General features: G+C 43.8%; 16 protein-coding genes. 6 read left to right on the plus strand and 10 right to left on the minus strand.

The genetic code is table 11. The annotated features are described in order from the left end of the window. The first annotated feature begins 9 nt into the window (after positions 1-9). Positions 10-981: an eCIS core domain-containing protein gene (locus tag CXF83_RS03395; protein ID WP_157822902.1), complete on the plus strand. Its 972-nt coding sequence runs from the start codon at positions 10-12 to the stop codon at positions 979-981. A 27-nt stretch (positions 982-1,008) separates the two neighbouring features. Here CXF83_RS03395 and CXF83_RS22450 read toward each other — a convergent pair whose 3' ends face one another. Beyond that, complete coding sequence (locus tag CXF83_RS22450; RefSeq protein ID WP_157822901.1) at positions 1,009-1,179, minus strand: hypothetical protein; 171 nt, start codon at positions 1,177-1,179, stop codon at positions 1,009-1,011. 399 nt (positions 1,180-1,578) lie between these two features. Between CXF83_RS22450 and CXF83_RS03400 the strand changes: the two genes are divergently transcribed. Together CXF83_RS03400 and CXF83_RS03405 are read left to right on the plus strand one after the other, a co-directional pair. Next, entirely contained in the window at positions 1,579-2,910 is a 1,332-nt protein-coding gene (locus CXF83_RS03400) for a M16 family metallopeptidase (RefSeq protein WP_101090709.1), read from the plus strand. Between the two features lie 77 nt (positions 2,911-2,987). Beyond that, entirely contained in the window at positions 2,988-4,385 is a 1,398-nt protein-coding gene (locus CXF83_RS03405) for a M16 family metallopeptidase (RefSeq protein ID WP_374702346.1), read from the plus strand. A 106-nt stretch (positions 4,386-4,491) separates the two neighbouring features. Here CXF83_RS03405 and mutT read toward each other — a convergent pair whose 3' ends face one another. The 9 genes from mutT to nadC form a co-directional block, all read right to left on the minus strand. Further along, positions 4,492-4,887 carry an 8-oxo-dGTP diphosphatase MutT gene (gene mutT / locus CXF83_RS03410; protein ID WP_101090707.1) on the minus strand — a complete coding sequence of 132 codons (396 nt, stop codon included), beginning with the start codon at positions 4,885-4,887 and terminating at the stop codon, positions 4,492-4,494. Continuing rightward, positions 4,884-5,111 carry a DNA gyrase inhibitor YacG gene (gene yacG, locus CXF83_RS03415; protein WP_101090706.1) on the minus strand — a complete coding sequence of 76 codons (228 nt, stop codon included), beginning with the start codon at positions 5,109-5,111 and terminating at the stop codon, positions 4,884-4,886. Before yacG ends, mutT begins: the two co-directional genes overlap by 4 nt. Positions 5,112-5,162: 51 nt before the next feature. Beyond that, the gene (zapD, locus tag CXF83_RS03420) at positions 5,163-5,897 is read right to left on the minus strand and encodes a cell division protein ZapD (RefSeq protein WP_101090705.1); all 735 of its coding nucleotides are present in this window, start codon (positions 5,895-5,897) and stop codon (positions 5,163-5,165) included. A gap of 8 nt (positions 5,898-5,905) precedes the next feature. After that, a complete protein-coding gene (gene coaE, locus CXF83_RS03425; RefSeq protein ID WP_101090704.1) occupies positions 5,906-6,511 on the minus strand; it encodes a dephospho-CoA kinase in 606 nt (201 codons plus the stop codon). A 473-nt stretch (positions 6,512-6,984) separates the two neighbouring features. Further along, positions 6,985-7,896: a prepilin peptidase gene (locus CXF83_RS03430; protein WP_101090703.1), complete on the minus strand. Its 912-nt coding sequence runs from the start codon at positions 7,894-7,896 to the stop codon at positions 6,985-6,987. 70 nt (positions 7,897-7,966) lie between these two features. Further along, a complete protein-coding gene (locus CXF83_RS03435) occupies positions 7,967-9,238 on the minus strand; it encodes a type II secretion system F family protein (RefSeq protein ID WP_101090702.1) in 1,272 nt (423 codons plus the stop codon). Positions 9,239-9,313: 75 nt separating this feature from the next. Continuing rightward, the gene (pilB, locus tag CXF83_RS03440) at positions 9,314-11,023 is read right to left on the minus strand and encodes a type IV-A pilus assembly ATPase PilB (protein WP_101090701.1); all 1,710 of its coding nucleotides are present in this window, start codon (positions 11,021-11,023) and stop codon (positions 9,314-9,316) included. A gap of 109 nt (positions 11,024-11,132) precedes the next feature. After that, positions 11,133-11,555: a pilin gene (locus CXF83_RS22945; RefSeq protein ID WP_269801699.1), complete on the minus strand. Its 423-nt coding sequence runs from the start codon at positions 11,553-11,555 to the stop codon at positions 11,133-11,135. 1,730 nt (positions 11,556-13,285) lie between these two features. Next, complete coding sequence (gene nadC / locus CXF83_RS03450; RefSeq protein ID WP_101090700.1) at positions 13,286-14,170, minus strand: carboxylating nicotinate-nucleotide diphosphorylase; 885 nt, start codon at positions 14,168-14,170, stop codon at positions 13,286-13,288. 508 nt (positions 14,171-14,678) lie between these two features. Between nadC and ampD the strand changes: the two genes are divergently transcribed. The 3 genes from ampD to pdhR all read left to right on the plus strand — a co-directional run bounded on the left by ampD (position 14,679) and on the right by pdhR (position 17,239). Continuing rightward, the gene (ampD, locus tag CXF83_RS03455; protein ID WP_101090699.1) at positions 14,679-15,221 is read left to right on the plus strand and encodes a 1,6-anhydro-N-acetylmuramyl-L-alanine amidase AmpD; all 543 of its coding nucleotides are present in this window, start codon (positions 14,679-14,681) and stop codon (positions 15,219-15,221) included. Between the two features lie 93 nt (positions 15,222-15,314). Beyond that, positions 15,315-16,166 (plus strand): beta-lactamase regulator AmpE, encoded by an 852-nt coding sequence (ampE, locus tag CXF83_RS03460; protein WP_101090698.1) that lies wholly within the window; start codon positions 15,315-15,317, stop codon positions 16,164-16,166. Between the two features lie 320 nt (positions 16,167-16,486). Next, positions 16,487-17,239: a pyruvate dehydrogenase complex transcriptional repressor PdhR gene (gene pdhR, locus CXF83_RS03465; RefSeq protein ID WP_101090697.1), complete on the plus strand. Its 753-nt coding sequence runs from the start codon at positions 16,487-16,489 to the stop codon at positions 17,237-17,239. The last annotated feature ends 48 nt before the right edge of the window (positions 17,240-17,287 follow it).

Genomic DNA, 17,287 nt, shown 5'->3' on the forward strand with positions numbered 1-17,287 from the left:
ATAATAAATATGATAAATCGAATGTCACGTGTTATTGGTTACGCAGTATTGGTCTCTGGGCTGCTATTAAGTGGCATTGTGCAGGCAAAGGCGCCTTATTCAATTGCATTTCTCAATAAAACTGAAGCTGCACTGGTGCTGACCCAAAATGATGATTTCATTCAGCGTGTGAGTCAGTTTGATATCGACGCCAGAATGAAGCAGCCCAATGCGCAGTCAAAAAGTGATTACCTTGCTTTTGTCGCGCAGCAGACAATGGATTGGAATGAGCAAGAGCAGTCAGTGCTCACTAAGGCATTTGACAGTATTAGCGCTAAGCTAGTGGATTTAAATATTCATTTACCTGAACCGATTCAGTTTATTAAGACCACAGGATTAGAGGAGGGCGGTGCCGCTTACACTCGTGGGCAAGCGATAATTTTACAGGCTCGCCAAGTGGCTAATGAAGAAGAGCTTCCACGGTTATTAGCGCATGAACTGTTGCATGTTTATTCTCGATTTAACCCCAAAGTTAAACAGCAATTGTATCGCGCGATTGGTTACCACTATATTGGTGATATTGATTTTCCGAGCAAGCTTGCACAGCAAAAAATCACTAACCCCGACGCACCGGTCAATGACTTTGCAATACGAGTTAACTATAAAGAGCAGCCAGTGTGGGTTGTTCCCATTTTATTTGCTGACGTTGCGCAATATGATCTTGAAAGGGGCGGTGAGTTCTTTGATTATCTAACCTTTGAATTTGTCATTGTTGGCCGGGATACTGAAGCTAGCAAAAGCACTTATGATGCCGCTGCAGTTGAAATAGTTGCAGTGCCTGAGCTAAAGGGCTTCTTTAGCCAAGTGGGTCGTAATACCAATTATATTATTCACCCCGAAGAGATTATTGCCGACAATTTTGCTTTATTGGTTATTGAAGAAACCGAATTGAAATCACCAAAAATCTTGTTCGAAATTGAACAGGTCTTTAAGCAAAACTAATCGGCAGTCATCACAGACTTCAGATTTTTAGGGTTCTGTAAATAAGTGGTGCAAGATAACCTTTTGCACCATTTTTTCTGTTTCATCGTGTTCAGTTTCTAAAATTAGCCCATATTGGATCTGTCCTGTTTTACCCTCAAGGTCGACTGGCAACAGATATTGACGACCAAGTTCGAAGCCTTCTATCTCGTCACCCACAAAAGTGCCCCCTAGTGTAAAAACTTCATTTTAGCGGAGCTGATTATTACCTTTTATTAACCAATGTTACGATTGATTTACCGAGCGTTACAAATAATAAGCTGGCTTAATTTGATTTTCTCGACGATTTGCTTTGTTATGTCAGCTGAATAATACCAATCAGATTAAGTAAGTGGTCTATTTATTAATGTTAATCAATGGGTTTATACCAGACGTGAATGGCGATAACGAGTGCCTTAATTATAGCGTTCACCACAGGGTATAAGTGCATTCTAGCCATTAACAGTGACCAGATAATAAATGCGATTGATATCAGTCAATATCGGTAATTAAAACTGATATTTATAGTCATTTAGTTGCTTGCGACGATGACGTAAGTGCTTAAACAAGGAGCGAATAATGAAGCGCTATACAAAGGCATTGTTAGTGTCTGTGGGTATGCTATTGACAGCACCTGCAGCTCAGGCAACAGAAGCCAAAGATATTCAAAGTTTCACGCTGGATAACGGCATGAAAATAATGGTGTTGGAAGACAGTTCAATCCCTAACGCCAACATGTACCTTTTTTGGAAGGTCGGATCTCGAAACGAGGTACCGGGCATTACCGGTATATCGCATTTCTTTGAGCATATGATGTTCAATGGCGCGAAAAAGTACGGCCCGAAAATGTTTGACCGCACCATGGAGGCGGCAGGTGGAGCAAACAATGCTTATACCACCGAGAATCTAACGGTGTATACCGATTGGTTCCCCGCCACTGCGATTGAAACCATTTTTGAGTTGGAAGCAGATCGTATCGAGAACCTCGATATTAGTGCCGACATGGTTGAAAGCGAGCGAGGCGTTGTTGCCTCAGAGCGATTAACCGGGCTCGAAAACTCTAATTGGCGTAACTTGCAAGAGGAGCTTAAAGGCGCTGCCTTTAGAGCGCATCCATATAGTTGGTCGGTGATTGGTCATGAGTCCGATATTGCCGCTTGGACTTTAGATGATTTAGTTCAATACCATAAAACATACTATGCACCGAATAACGCAGTCGTGGTTATTGCGGGTGATGTGAAATTGGCTGACGTTAAACGTCTTGCGGATCAATACTTAGCGCCTATTCCTGCACAAGCCCCGCCAAGAGAAGTTAAAACGGTGGAACCGCTGCAAAAGGGTGAACGTCGCGTCTATGTTCAAAAAGCTTCGGTGAGTACACCCAATGTGATGTTGGGCTATCACGTGCCTTCGACTTCAAATGCTGATTATTACGCACTGGATCTGTTGTCTTCTATTTTAACGACCGGTAATAGCTCACGCATGTATCAAGGCTTGGTCGATAAGCAAGTCGCGATTGAAGTTGAAACCTACATGCCAATGTCTTTCGATGCCAACCTATTTTATGTGATGGGCGTCGCCAATCCTGGCGTGACAGCAACTGAACTTGAAAAAGGCATGATTGCTGAGATCAATCGCGTTGCGCGTGAAGGTGTGACTGAAAATGAGCTTGAGAAGGTTAAAAACATTAAGTTAATGGGCTTTTATCAAGCGATGGAAACCATCAATGGTAAGGCTAATACAATAGGGACGTATGAACTGTTTTTTGGTAGCTACGATAAGCTGTTCAATGCACCGCAAGCCTATAACAAGGTAACGCCTGCTGATATTCAACGTGTGGCGCAAACTTACCTTAAACGTTCGAATAGAACCGTTGCTGTGCTGGCTGCTATTGAGGAGACTGACGAATGAAAACACTAACGACAGCACGAGCACGTACTTTGGTATGGTTGCCCAATGTGGCGAAAACAAAACAAGTTGTGAGTGCAATGACCATTGCAAGTGTTATGGCACTTACAGGTTGCGCAGCAACAGACATGAAAGCCACCACTGTAGATACTGGCAGTTTTAGTATGCCTGCCTATCAGCAAATGACGCTTGATAATGGTCTGACTATCTATCTTATGCCGCAAACTGAAGTGCCGTTAATCACTGTGAATGCGACTATCCGTGCTGGTGCGGTGAACGACACTACATCGGGCGTCGCGCAGGTTACAGCAGCGAGTTTGATGTTGGGCGCTGCTGGTAAAACGAAGCTGGAAATAGAACAAGAGATCGACTTCTTAGGCGCTAGCCTTTCAAGTGGTGCGGGTAAAGAGGGCAGCTATCTCAGTGCTGACTTTATGGCAAAAGATGCTGATATCATGCTGCCTTTGATCCAAAGTATCCTGTTATCACCAGATTTTGACGCGACAGAGTTTGATAAGCTGCGTCAAAGAGATATCGCCGGATTAGGGCAATCTAAAGAGAGTCCTCGCGCTGTAATCAGCCGTTATTACGACAAATTAATTTTTGCTGACCACCCTTATGGTAATGCCACGTCAGGTAACAGTCGTTCGCTAGCAGAGCTTAATGTGTCACAGTTGCGTGCTTTTCATAAGAGTTACTACCAGCCATCAAATACCGCCATTAGCGTCGTGGGGGATTTTGATGCAACGGCAATGAAAGCTAAATTGCAGCAGTTATTCGCTAAGTGGCAGGATACTGAGACAGTCACTCGTTTAAACCTAAAGCAGGGCTTACCGCAGCTTGATTCAAGCAATGTGTTGTTAGTCGATAAAGGCGATGCTGTTGAAACGACTTTCTTGGTGGGCGGTATGGGCATCAGTCGTGATAATCCTGATTTTGTTGGTTTAACCGTAGTCAATACCATATTAGGTGGCCGTTTTACTTCATGGCTAAATGATGAATTAAGGGTCAATGCAGGGTTAACCTATGGTGCTCGTTCAGGCTTTAGCGCTTATTCTGCGGCGGGGACCTTTAGAATTAGTACCTTCACTAAGACGGCGACGACTAAAGAAACCATCGATTTGGCTTTGAAAACCTATAACCGCTTATGGGAGCAAGGGCTAGATCAAGCCACGTTAGATTCGGCTAAGGCTTACGTTAAAGGGCAATTTCCGCCTAAGTATGAGACCAGTGGCCAGTTAGCTGGGCTAATGTCGGATATGTATCTTTATGGTTTCGATGATACGTTTATCAATGAATTTCAGGCAAAGGTCGATGGCTTAACGTTGCAAGAGTCAAAACGTTTAATCGATACTTACTTCCCTAAAGATAACTTACAGTTTGTTATTATTGGCAATGCCGCCAAGATAGCGCCTATTGCTAAGCAATATGGCACGGTAAAGCAGGTTGATATTAAAGATGTTGGTTTTGGTGGTTAACCGATAATCAGACACTCATTATTTCGAGTTTAGATTAGGTTACCAATAAGAAAAGCCGCGATGAATGTCGCGGCTTTTTTACGCTTAATTTTTGATTAAAACATAATTAGTCTGTCGCTAAGATCTTATCGACAATCGCTTTATTGGCTGCGGGGAACTCAAACGAGGCTAAATCTTTCTTAGCGACCCATTGCACCTCTTGGCCTTCTACGCCATTGGCAATCCCAGAAAAATCGGTCACCCAATGAATATCAAGCATGACTTTTTTATCACCGTAATCATGATGGATCTCCATCATAGGCGTGGTGCTTGATACACTGAGGTCGACCTCCTCTTTAAGCTCTCTTATGAGCGCTTGAGAAGTGGTTTCACCAGACTCTACCTTACCGCCTGGAAACTCCCATTTTCCGCCTTGATGTAGGTGTGCGTGACGTTTAGCCAACAAAATTTGCTTGGCGTTGTTTTCAATCACCCCTACCGCGACGTGAATTTGTTTACTCATTGCTTATTGTCATCGTCGTTGAGAAAGAAGTCCGCATCATCGTAGCCGAGCTGATCGAGCATCTCGGGATCAAATTCAGGCTTAACAGGGATCGCGTGCTTCTCTGACGCCCAATCTCCGAGATCAATCAGCTTGCAGCGGTCACTGCAGAAAGGCTTAAATTTAGCATTGTTGTCCCAAGTGACTTCTGCTTGGCAGGTCGGGCATTTTACAGTAAGAGGCATAATTTAATTAGCTAGTGCTTCAAAAATGAGGGTGCCACGATTTTATCGCTTTTAAGGACAGGTTGCCATCTGAAACTGAAAGGATTGATCTGAGTGCTTTTGTTTATCAAACTGCACAAAATGGATTGCATAACGGTTTTTATGACCGCTAATCGTAGGGTAGCAGCCTTGTTCGGCAGCGAGCTTAACTCTGATCAGCGATAACGCCTGGTCGCTGTTGCCTTGATAAAACCCAGCCACCGCTTGATGCTCAGTATACTCGGTTGATTGTCGTGTTAAGTCGAGTAGCAACTTAATCGGTGATAGAAGGCAAGCAAACTGGCTCATCCATTCTTGATACTCAGCCTGACGAGTTTCCCAAGGTTTAGCCAGCCAAAAATGCAGTTGCGGCAGGTCAAAGTTACAGCTTGCACCAGGCATGTTAAAGCGTTGTCTAAGTGCTGAAAGAAAGCGATCCTGCTTTAACTGCATACCGGTGCGCTGCGAAACTTGTAAAATCTCTCGCGCTACACTGAGTTTGTCGATATACGTTTCGACCTCTGCGTTATCAATAGTGGGTAGAGATTGCCATTTAGACAACGCAAAAAGCTGCCTGTCTAAGTCTTTAAGCACTTCACCACGATAATCGCAGCGCTCGGTGAGTTCACATAGTGAGAATAGAGGATAGAAGCAGCGGTGCTGGTGGTCATGATCTAAGTTGGCCTGCAATTGTTCAGCCAAATACTCTAACCGTAAATAGCGGCGTATTTTTTCGTTGAGCGGTTGTTCATAGATCAAATCAGTCATGGCGTTATTTAAGCACTACTTGATAATTTTAAATAAAGTGTGTTTAGTGCATTTACCTTGCACTTTAACGCTGATACCTCTCCATGATTGTCTATGACATCATCAGCTTGTGACAGTTTCTCGGCTCTAGTGGCCTGACTGCCTATTATATTTTTTACTTGTTTAGCAGACACCGCATCTCGCGCAATGGTTCTCTGCTGTTGTAGCTCCGGTGAAATATCCACCAAAAGTGTACGATGCACTAACCTATCTAACCCGTTCTCAAATAGCAAGGGAACAACCATAATTACATAATTTGATTGTGCTTCTTTACATTTTTCCAGCATGGTTTTTCGGATCAACGGGTGCAATAAGCCATTCAACCATAAGCGCTCATCATCGTGATTAAAGATACGCTCTCTTAGCTTGGAGCGGTCTAAATTACCATCGCTGAGCAAGATACTGTCGCCAAAATGGCTCACAATTGCATTGAGTCCTTCAGAGCCGATACTGACCACTTCTCGCGCTACAATATCGGCATCCACTAAGGTGACACCAAGGTCCGCAAACAGGTTCGCCACCGTGGTTTTACCGCTGCCGATCCCTCCCGTTAGCCCTACGATATAATCAGCCATTTTAGCTATCTCACTATTGGATTTTGTAGGTTGATAAGGTCCTAGGTACTAGGACGTTCGCCAGCTCACTGCTAGGACGGACTACGTCCTGCTAGGAAATCAACAGAAAACACCCTTTGGTTTTTGATGTTGATTTTATGCCGTCGCTTTTCTCTTTTCTAGTTTTCGCCGTAAGCGAAGTGTTCCATAGTGACGAAGTCACGTGCCATAGGTCGTTGGCCTAAGACTTTACCGTCTTATCTGAAAGCAGAGAAGGTCCTAGGTACTAGGACGTTCGCCTGCTCACTGCTAGGACGGACTACGTCCTGCTAGGAAATCAACAGAAAACACCCTTTGGTTTTTGATGTTGATTTTATGCCGTCGCTTTTCTCTTTTCTAGTTTTCACCGTAAGCGAAGCGTTCCGTAGTGACGAAGTCACGTGCCCTAGGCCGTTCGCCTAAGATTTTACCGTCTTTGCTAGAACCTAGAAGCCTTATAACGTCGATATGTACCATTGGGTAATTGACTCTCCCCATATCATTGCAATCCAGCCCGCGACAGCAATGTAAGGCCCGAAGGGGATTGGGGTGCCTTGGTTAAGCTTTTTAAACGCAATCATGGTAATGCCAACAATGGCGCCGACTAATGACGAAAGCAATATCACCAATGGTAATACTTGCCATCCAAACCATGCGCCAAACACGGCTAACAGTTTAAAGTCGCCGTAACCCATACCATCCTTACCAGTGAGCAACTTAAAGCCCCAGAACACACTCCAGAGGCTCAAATACCCTGCGGCGGCACCAATAATGGCATCTGACATTGGCACAAACGTTCCGCTCAAGTTTAAGATCAGGCCTAGCCATAATAGTGGCAGCGTGATTTGATCTGGCAGCAGCATTTCATCAAGGTCGATACCGGTGAGAACCACAAGCGCAAAAGTCAGTATGCTGGTAAATACAAATTCAGGTGTTGGGCCGAAATGCCAAGCAAGAAAGGCGACTAAACCGCCAGTGAGCAGTTCAACAATCGGGTAGCGCGCCGATATGGGATTACTGCAAGCCGCACATTTGCCTCTTAATGACAGCCAGCCGAGTATGGGCAGGTTATGCACTGGCTTAATATTGGTTTTACACTTTGGGCAAGCAGAGCCCGGCACCACCAAGTTGTACTTCTCAGGAAAAGCATCAATAGGCGCGTTGAGGGCTTTTTCGTTCTGTTCAAATACTGACTTCTTATATTCGGCTAGGTAATGATTACACTCCTGTTGCCAATCTCGTTTCATCATCACCGGCAAACGATGAATCACCACATTCAAAAAACTGCCGATGACGGCGGCGAATACAAAGCTAAGTGCAACAAATAACCAAGGGTGCTGGTTAAAAACAGTTATTAATTCAGTCATTATTTTTCTTTATATTGTTATGTGTATAAGCTTTATATAGTTTACTTACAGTTAGAACTGCTAGATACCACTAACCACTAACCACATCACCTAGCTGGAAGATAGGTAAATACATGGCAACAATCAGTCCACCAACCACGGTACCAATCACTACCATCATAATCGGTTCTATCAAGCTTGATAAGCCATCAACGGCATCATCGACCTGCATCTCATATATATTGGCGACTTTATTGAGCATATTATCTAAGGAACCAGATTCTTCACCAATCATCACCATCTGGATCATCATGTCCGGAAATAGCCCTGTAGTGCGCATCGCCACGTTCATCTGCATCCCCGACATCACTTCGGTGCGAATATTGAGTACCGCTTTTTTATACACTGCGTTACCAGAAGCGCCTGCAGCGGACTCTAAACCCTCGATTAACGGCACACCAGCGGCAAACGTTGTCGCTAAAGTACGAGCAAATTTCGCCATGGCACCTTTATGTAATATCTCACCGACGATGGGGATTTTTAAAACGAACGCGTCGATTTTATCACGAAACAGTTGTGAGTTTCGATGAGCTCGCCTAAAACTCCATAAAGCAGCCACAATAGCAATCACAAACAGATACCAAGAAGCTTGCAGTCCGCGTGACAGGTTGACAACAATTTGAGTAAATGCGGGTAGCTCCGCGCCAAAACCCAGAAATATCGATTCAAACTGTGGTACCACAAATAACAATAAGAGAGCCGTTACCAGTATGGCAACAGTAACCACAGCAGCAGGGTAAAACATGGCCTTTTTAATTTTTGACTTTAGTGCTTCAGACTTTTCACGATAAGTGGCGATGCGATCAAATACGGCATCGAGCGCACCGGAATGCTCACCCGCGGCGACTAAATCGACATACAAATCATCAAAATAAAGTCTGTGCGGTCGCAATGAATCTGACAGCGGAATACCCGATTGTACATCATTGATGATGGTAGTCAGCAATTCACGCATTTTGGGCTTTTCATGACCTTTGCCGAGCAGTTCCAAGGTGGTTACAATCGGCACACCAGCTGCCAGCATGGTGGCTATTTGGCGAGTCACCATGGCAATATCCATGGGCTTGATTTTTTTTTCTGATGTAAACAATGGCGCCGATTTTTTACGTACGGCTTTGGGGATAACGCCTTGAGCTTTTAGTTGGGCGCGAATCTCTGCGCTAGAAACGCCGCGAAGCTCACCACTGGTGCGGCGGCCATCGCGGCTGACACCAGCCCACGTGTAGGTGACTACCTTGGGTTGACTCTTTTGCTTTTTCTTTCTATCTCTAATTTGCTTAGATTGTTTGCTTGCAATAGCCATTGGTGCCCTTGGTGCTCTTTAGTTAGTGTTATTATTGGCTTTGGTCAACTTATATTAAATCTCAAAACATAAAGCTTAGAAGCTGGTGACGCGGTTGATCTCGGCAATACTGGTTACGCCTTGAATCACCTTTAACAGCCCTGAATCGCGCAAATCGCGCATCCCTTGTGATTTAGCTTGTTTTAAAATTTGCAGTGAATTACCCCCTTCCATGATGGTGCGGGCAATTTCATCGGACATCTTCATCACTTCATAAATACCGACGCGGCCCTTATAGCCGCCAGAGCAGTGCTCGCAGCCGACAGGTTTGTGCGGGGTAATACCCTCAGCTAGCTGTTGCTGGCTAAAGCCAAGCTTAAGCAGCTCATCCTCAGGGATTATCTCCGGTGCTTTACAGGCTGGGCATAAGCGTCTAGACAGACGCTGGGCAATAATTAAATTAACCGAGCTGGCAATGTTATAACCTGCCACACCCATATTGATTAGACGGGTGAGGGTCTCTGCCGCGGAATTTGTGTGCAAGGTCGATAATACCAGGTGACCGGTTTGTGCCGCTTTAATCGCTATTTCGGCAGTTTCTAGATCGCGAATTTCTCCGACCATTACCACATCGGGATCTTGACGCAAAAATGAGCGCAGCGCTGAGGCAAAAGTGAGCCCCGCCTTTAAATTAATATGAACTTGGTTAACGCCTTCAAGGTTTATCTCTACTGGATCTTCGACGGTAGAAATATTACGCTCTTCGGTGTTAAGAATATTGAGCCCAGTATACAGGGAGACGGTTTTACCCGAACCCGTCGGGCCGGTGACCAGTATCATCCCTTGCGGCTTTGATAGCATCTGTTCGTACATCAGTCTTTGATCATCTTCGTAACCGAGTTTTTCAATGCCCAGTTGCGCCGAAGATGAGTCCAAGATGCGCATTACGATCTTTTCGCCCCAAATAGTGGGCAAGGTGCTGACACGAAAATCGATAGACTTAGTGCGCGACATCTTCATTTTGATGCGGCCATCTTGCGGCACTCTTCTCTCGGCAATATCAAGCTTTGACATCACCTTTAAGCGCGCAGATATACGGCCGGACAGGTTGACGGGCGGCTCAGAGACCTCTTTCAAAATGCCATCAATACGAAATCGGATACGGTAACGCTTCTCGTACGGCTCAAAATGCAAGTCCGAGGCACCTTTACGAATCGCATCAGTGAGAATTTTATTGATATAGATAACAATTGGTGCATCATCTTTACCGTTCCCCGCCTGCTCTTCATCGCGCTTATCTGTGTCGGTAACTTCGATGCCAGCAAGCGCTTCCTCATCAATAGCACTTAAATCTAGCGCAGTGATATCTTCTTCGAGCAGCTTTTCAAGCGCCTTCATCAGCTTGTCATCTTCAACTAAAATCGCTTCGGCGTGCAGACCTGCACTGAACTGAAAATCTTCAAGAGCGGCAATGTTGGTTGGATCTGAGGTAGCAATATAGAGACGGTTACCGCGTTTAAACAGTGGCAGGCACTTATGCTTCTCTATCAGCTTTTTATTAAGAAATTCATCGGGGATGGCGGCAATGTCGAATTCGTCTAAATCCAGTAGCGGAGTGCCATACTCTTCGTAGCAAAGCTCGGCGATGGTTTTCGCTGATACTAGTTTTTGTTTGATGATGGTACTAACAAGAGAGACATTATTTTTTCGTGAAATAGTAATTGCTGTTGCAATTTGTTCTTCGCTAAGTAACTGCTTGCGAATGAAAAGAGTTGATAAACCTAGATGAAGACCCGTAGTTGGCATAGTAACCTTGAACAATTGCTTCTATATTTTAAATCAAAATAGTAGCTTTACAATATCAGAGCAGAAGCCTATTTAACTAGTATTCTGCTCTGACTATTAGCGGTTTGATCTAGATTGTACAGTTCTTAATTGCTACAGCGCCAGTTCCTGTCAATGTACATGCCCAAGTCATTTCACCAATCGCTCCAGCTGTTGCTACAGTAGGTGTTAGAGTCGCAGTAATTCCACTAACAGTATGTGTAAGCGCACCTGCTGTACCCGTACAATACGGGATAGCAACTAAAGCTGATACACCAGTGGCTGGAACAGCCGCTCTTACACTGCAATCAAGTACTCTCTCAACGGACCATCTTTCCGCTACTTTAACTTTTGAACCGCTCAGTGAGGCAACTGCATTAGTAGCGTTCGCTTTTGCTATATAATCTTGATACGCAGGCAAAGCAATCGCTGCCAAAATACCGATAATCGCCACAACGATCATCAATTCAATTAGGGTAAAACCTTTAGCGTTGGTCATTTGTGATTTGTTCATGTCTATCTCCATTAGAAAGCTTTAAGTCAGCGCGGTTTATTGCAGCTGCTTAGTTTAATAGCGCTTCAACCTTGCTTGATGCTCCTGCGCTAGCGTGTCGCAATATCCAAAGCTATGAGCCAGTGGTAGAGGTTTTAAAAAAAGACCTATCTACCGATGTTGGCTAATAGCGCGACCTAAGGTGTCAGTGTCTATCTTGTTATTAATTCTTATTACTCTTCATTTCGAACTTTTACTTGCTGACTTTCTTTTAGCTACTACATGAATAAAGCCGCTTTTGGTGACTTCATTTATGTAAGTTTTTCAAGTTGTCCGAAAAGTTAGTCCCAACGTATCTGCGCGATATTTTGGGGCTCTCTTTTATTGAACGTAAAGCACTAACTCAATCTACTCTGCTGAAGCAATATGCTACTTACTTGATGGTGCATTGAGTATTCTCATTTGTTGATATCGCCAAGAATAACTTCAGCGCTATATAGCCACTTGAGATAAAAGCACATTTTACCGTACTCGATAGCAGTCAATAGCAAACAAATAACAAGCTGGTGTAGCTGCTAGCTTGTCTATAGGCAAAGTTAGTACAAAGTTAATGTAATTGGAATAGGTAATGACGACAAAGTTGCAATATAACGGATAATTAATCTATAAGTTGCGTTTTTGCTACTGAAAAGTGATAACAGTATATTGGCAGTCGTAGGGTTATTGACGAATTATGACAAAACGTCATTTTTACGACGCATGGAATAGGCTGAGGTAATTTAGAGCGCGCTGAAGCTATGCGGGCTATTTGTGGTTTTAATACTGCAATAGATGTCTTATTTTCGACATCTGACGTTAACCCATCAAGTGAATATTCTCAGGCTGTTTTTATATAAAATCGCGATCTTTTAATTTACTTTTTCGCAACATAAATAGCCATCAAAGTACATTGCATTAGCCAGTATAAATTGAGCTGCGGGTTATTCAGCCGTAAATAACTGCAGCAATTTATGCTCCCAATACTCCTTGTACCCTCAGTACAATATCCTCTATATGCGGTTATATGCTGTGACTAGTGAGCCTAGGTACCACTCGGCCGAATTTGATATTGGGCCGCTGACGCTATTAGATGCTAATGCTATTAAAACTGGATCTATATTTTATCACTTAGCTGAAGTCGGCATGAAAGCACAAATAACAAACAATAAGGTGCTTGTTATTTCAGCGATATTAATATTTACCTAAATGATAGTCACTTTACATTAGCAACCGATTTAGATCGGTTAATAATGGCGCTAAATGGGTCGTTGTTATCCCAAGGTTAGTTTGGTTTTGTTTAATTATTCATCAGATAACTAGTGATTCGGAGAGTAGTCATTAAAAAATGGTCATTAGAACATTAGTAATCAAAAAATCAGTTCAATACTGTTCTGCTTTGGTCTATTGATTTGTGCTTTTGATTAGGTTGTTTATTGAGCTGTTTAATTGAAAAATGAAATACTGCTTTAACTCAGCTGTTACGCTTAACTGCTTGAGTCTTGCTTGAGTCTTGCTTGAGTCTTGCTTGAGTCTTGCTTGAGTCGAGTGAGGAGTGACATTGCACGTGACGAGATAGTGTTAAGAATAGCTGCTGAGATAAAAGTGAGGTTGGGGTAAAGCAAAAAAGGTCTCAGCGATGAGTCGCTAGGACCTTCTTTATATTGAGTGCTCAATAAATACTATATCAACACTATATCAATGCCATGTCGGCGCTATTTAAGTCTTAAAGATAGATCCAACGCGCGCACGTGTTTGGTGAGGGCCCCGACGGAAATATAGTCGACCCCGGTTTTGGCAAAGTCGCTAATGGTATTGAGTGTCACATCGCCAGAGACTTCAAGCTTTACGCCCATGCCTTTGGCTTTGTAATCATTGTTGAGCTCTACCGCTTCTAACATCATGGTGACATCAAAATTATCGAGCATGACGATATCTGACTCTGCGTCTAATGCTTGAGTTAGCTCATTGATACTCTCAACTTCCACTTCGACCGGCTTATTAGCATGTAACGCTCGAGCAGCAGCAATCGCTAAGGCAATACTGCCACAGGCCATGATGTGGTTTTCCTTAATTAAGAACGCATCAAATAGCCCAATACGATGGTTTTTACCGCCACCACAAGTAACTGCATATTTTTGCGCGGTTCTGAGCCCTGGAATCGTTTTGCGTGTATCTAACAGGTGCGTATGCGTCCCCGATAGACGATCGACATAATGCTTGGTTAATGTGGCAACACCAGAAAGCGTTTGAATAAAGTTCATCGCGGTGCGCTCACCGGTCAAAATAGCGCGTGCTGGCCCTTCTAGCTCACATAATAGTTGGTTTGGCACCACTAAATCGCCATCGTCCACATGCCAGTGCAGGGCGACATTACCACCGAGTTGATTAAATACTTGCTCGGCCCATGCTTTACCACAAAAAACACCCTCTTCACGCGTTATTAGCGTGGCTTGGGCTATTTTGTCTGCTGGGATGAGTTGCGCGGTAATATCGGCATCGAAACGTTGTGATAAAGATAGATTGGAGTGGTCATCTTGATGGCCTAAATCTTCGTCTAGTGCGGCTTTGACTGAGAGTCGGATGTCATTTTCAAGCATCTTAGGCTGTCCTTACTGACTAAATGTAGCAATGGAATAAGTGTATTTTATATCTGTAATCTTAACATAAAGCCTTGTGATATAGCCTAGCAATATTGTTTGAATGTTTTAGATGAATACATTTTTTATACTGCTTATAGGGCCGCTTTTTTCAGGGTGTTGTTTTCTGATGTTAGTTTCATCGCGGTGGTTTTAGCACCGTTTTATACGACCGTTTACCACTGTTTGGCTTGCCGTTTTAGTAAGGCTGAGTCGTTTAGCGGGTCTACAGTCATCAACTTTTACAGCGTGGAAAGGCTAACCTTGGGCTGATTAGAGTGGCTATTATTGATGCGGCTAAGCCTAGATGTATTACATTAAAGCTTTGCATTTTAACAACAGCTTAGCTCAAGTTATTAACTCAAAAAACAGCCCGAAAGATTGACCGCTACGATTAGGTTAGCTGCTATATTCATAGGGATAAACCTGATAAAGTGTGCATTATCTACGTCGGTTAATCGGGGTGTTTTTGCGTTATTCTCTTATTGATGGTTGGTTTACGCAGGCGCGCTTGTGTTTATCGCCACATTTTAACGCGCGGCCGCTAAATGAGGTCAGCTTATTAGTGGTGCATAATATAAGCTTACCAGCAGGTCATTTTGGTTTGCCTTATATCGACCAGCTTTTTCAAGGCTGTTTAGATGTGAGTGCACAGAGTGGTTTTAATGATTTGAACGGGCTACAAGTGTCGGCGCACTTTTTGATCCGGCGTGACGGCGAGCTAGTGCAATATGTGTCCTGTGATGACAGAGCTTGGCATGCTGGTGTGTCTCAATATGACGGGCGGACGGGCTGCAATGATTTTGCCATCGGCATTGAGCTTGAAGGCACAGACGATATCGATTATACCGATAAGCAATATGTGTGTTTGGCACAGCTAGCTCACAGCCTTATTGAGTATTATCCTAATTTAACGCCTGACAGCATTGTCGGGCATTGCGATATTGCCCCCGGGCGGAAAACAGACCCCGGTGACAGTTTTGATTGGCAGCGTTTTAAAGGGTTGCTTTAGCACTTTTTATAACTGTTTTAGCAGCGCTTCTAGCACTGCTTTGACGGTAAATGGTCACACTTTTTAGGTTAGGCAATCGAGGGTGGAAAATCTATGGCTTTATTTTCATTATTAATCGCAATTTTTGTTGAACGCATGCGCTTGTTACCAGACGCTTTGCAGTTTGATGTGATCTTGTCTAAATACCATCAAACCCTGTTTGGTGATAAACAAGTTCGCTCAACCTTTATGATGGCACTGGCGCTGCTGTTACCAGCTTTATCAATTAACATCATCTCTTGGTTTATATCCGGAATGTTCTGGGGCGCAATTAGCTTAGTGCTGTGGGTGGCAATTGCAGTGTTATGCTTTAGTCATAACCAGCAAAGACAAGCGTTTAAACGCTATATTCAAGCGGCTTGTCGTGGTGATTCGCAGGCCTGTTTTAACTATGCTGCAGAGCTGGATTCGAGTACGTGTCTCGAGTCCGTCAGTGAGCAAGATCTTGGTGAACGTGTCGGCCAGAGCGTGGCTTGGATAAACTACCGTTATTACGGTGCCATTGCTTTGTATCTTATTCTGCTCGGCCCGGTGGGTTCAGTACTGTATTGTACTGTGCGCTTTTACAGTGAAGAGAATCGTAATCGCGATCTTGAATTACCCTTGGTTGATACGCTGTTATTTATTCTAGATTGGCTTCCAAGTCGCATCTTTGCATTTGGTTATGTACTCAGTGGTCACTTTAGACTGGCTATTTCATCTTGGATTAGCCTGGCCTTTAACCCTAAAACGGCTGCCAGAGACATTATTACTAAAGTGGCTACCAAAGCGGAAACGCTGCCAGAATCCTCTTCTGCTCCCGTTTGCGTGCAATCGACCATTGCACTTTTACAGCTCAGTAAGCGTAATTTCATACTGCTTATTACCGTATTATCGCTGATGACTATTTTTGGTGTCGTGAGTTAAATACGATAGCAACTCGTAGCCTAAAATGTGCTGGATAAGAGGGCTTGCTATATAACGGTAGCCCTCTTTTTATTCGGGACCCTTATATCATTGCGGATGTTTCCGTGAGGCGTTAATGAACCACGGTTTGACGCGTTGCTCAACAACAATCAGCTAATTGGAACATTGGTCTGACCCCATCTTGAAAAAAATCAGCTATGCTCACACATCGCGCATGAATATGATGCAGATCACTAACTAGACATATAAAGTGTGATTTGATAAAGTGCGCTCAGTTAATGAAATTGGTAAGACCAATTTACAATAGGAGCTGAGGCCATATGGCTTATAGCAAAATAAACCAGCCAAAAATATCTGACGTCATCATGGGTCAGTTGGAACAGATGATCCTGGAAGGCAGTATTCAGCCAGGGCAGAAGCTTCCACCTGAACGTGAATTGGCGCTGCAGTTTGAGGTTTCACGCCCCTCTTTGCGTGAAGCGATTCAAAAGCTAGAAGCAAAAGGCTTGTTGATGCGTCGCCAAGGTGGCGGTACCTATGTAAAAGAACAGTTATGGCAAAGTCTTGCCGATCCCATCGTTGAGTTAATGCATTCTGATTCAGAAAGTCAGTACGACTTACTGGAGTTTCGTCATGCCACTGAAGGCATGATGGCTTATTTTGCTGCACTTCGTGGTAACGACGCTGATATGCAAAATATCCAGCGTTGCATATTAGAAGTGGAAACAGCAGAAGAGATAGAAGCGCAAGCCGATTCAATTGTACGTTTTTATCGTGCAGTCGCCGAAGCATCTCATAACGTGGCGATGCTACACCTTGTCTTAAGTTTATCTCCTGTGCTGCATAAAAACGTGGCACAGAACTTAGAGCTTTTAAGCCGACGCGAAGAAGCCTCTACTATGGCGAACGAGCACAGACGAGCTTTGCTCGCTGCTATCGTGCGTCGTGATCCTGAAGCAGCCCGAGAAGCTTCCAATGAACACTTAAGTTACATTGAAGAAGTGATGTTGTCTGTAAGAGAAGAAGATAGCCGGTTGCAGCGTAGTCTGCGCCGCTTAAAAAGTGGTGCTTAGGGACTAAGTCAAACACCACTTTATTCATATAATTCATTATTATTAATG

This window comes from Shewanella sp. Choline-02u-19, from assembly GCF_002836205.1.
Taxonomy (GTDB): domain Bacteria; phylum Pseudomonadota; class Gammaproteobacteria; order Enterobacterales; family Shewanellaceae; genus Shewanella.

What these genes read in the sequence shown, in the direction of transcription:
- coaE (WP_101090704.1), bottom strand. Translation starts at nt 6,511, where the DNA reads ATGGCTGATTATATCGTAGGGCTAACGGGAGGGATCGGCAGCGGTAAA.
- mutT (WP_101090707.1), bottom strand. Translation starts at nt 4,887, where the DNA reads ATGAGTAAACAAATTCACGTCGCGGTAGGGGTGATTGAAAACAACGCC.
- pdhR (WP_101090697.1), top strand. Translation starts at nt 16,487, where the DNA reads ATGGCTTATAGCAAAATAAACCAGCCAAAAATATCTGACGTCATCATG.
- ampE (WP_101090698.1), top strand. Translation starts at nt 15,315, where the DNA reads ATGGCTTTATTTTCATTATTAATCGCAATTTTTGTTGAACGCATGCGC.
- CXF83_RS03405 (WP_374702346.1), top strand. Translation starts at nt 2,988, where the DNA reads ATGACCATTGCAAGTGTTATGGCACTTACAGGTTGCGCAGCAACAGAC.
- nadC (WP_101090700.1), bottom strand. Translation starts at nt 14,170, where the DNA reads ATGCTTGAAAATGACATCCGACTCTCAGTCAAAGCCGCACTAGACGAA.
- CXF83_RS03435 (WP_101090702.1), bottom strand. Translation starts at nt 9,238, where the DNA reads ATGGCTATTGCAAGCAAACAATCTAAGCAAATTAGAGATAGAAAGAAA.
- CXF83_RS03430 (WP_101090703.1), bottom strand. Translation starts at nt 7,896, where the DNA reads ATGACTGAATTAATAACTGTTTTTAACCAGCACCCTTGGTTATTTGTT.
- CXF83_RS03400 (WP_101090709.1), top strand. Translation starts at nt 1,579, where the DNA reads ATGAAGCGCTATACAAAGGCATTGTTAGTGTCTGTGGGTATGCTATTG.
- yacG (WP_101090706.1), bottom strand. Translation starts at nt 5,111, where the DNA reads ATGCCTCTTACTGTAAAATGCCCGACCTGCCAAGCAGAAGTCACTTGG.
- CXF83_RS22945 (WP_269801699.1), bottom strand. Translation starts at nt 11,555, where the DNA reads ATGAACAAATCACAAATGACCAACGCTAAAGGTTTTACCCTAATTGAA.
- zapD (WP_101090705.1), bottom strand. Translation starts at nt 5,897, where the DNA reads ATGACTGATTTGATCTATGAACAACCGCTCAACGAAAAAATACGCCGC.
- CXF83_RS03395 (WP_157822902.1), top strand. Translation starts at nt 10, where the DNA reads ATGATAAATCGAATGTCACGTGTTATTGGTTACGCAGTATTGGTCTCT.
- pilB (WP_101090701.1), bottom strand. Translation starts at nt 11,023, where the DNA reads ATGCCAACTACGGGTCTTCATCTAGGTTTATCAACTCTTTTCATTCGC.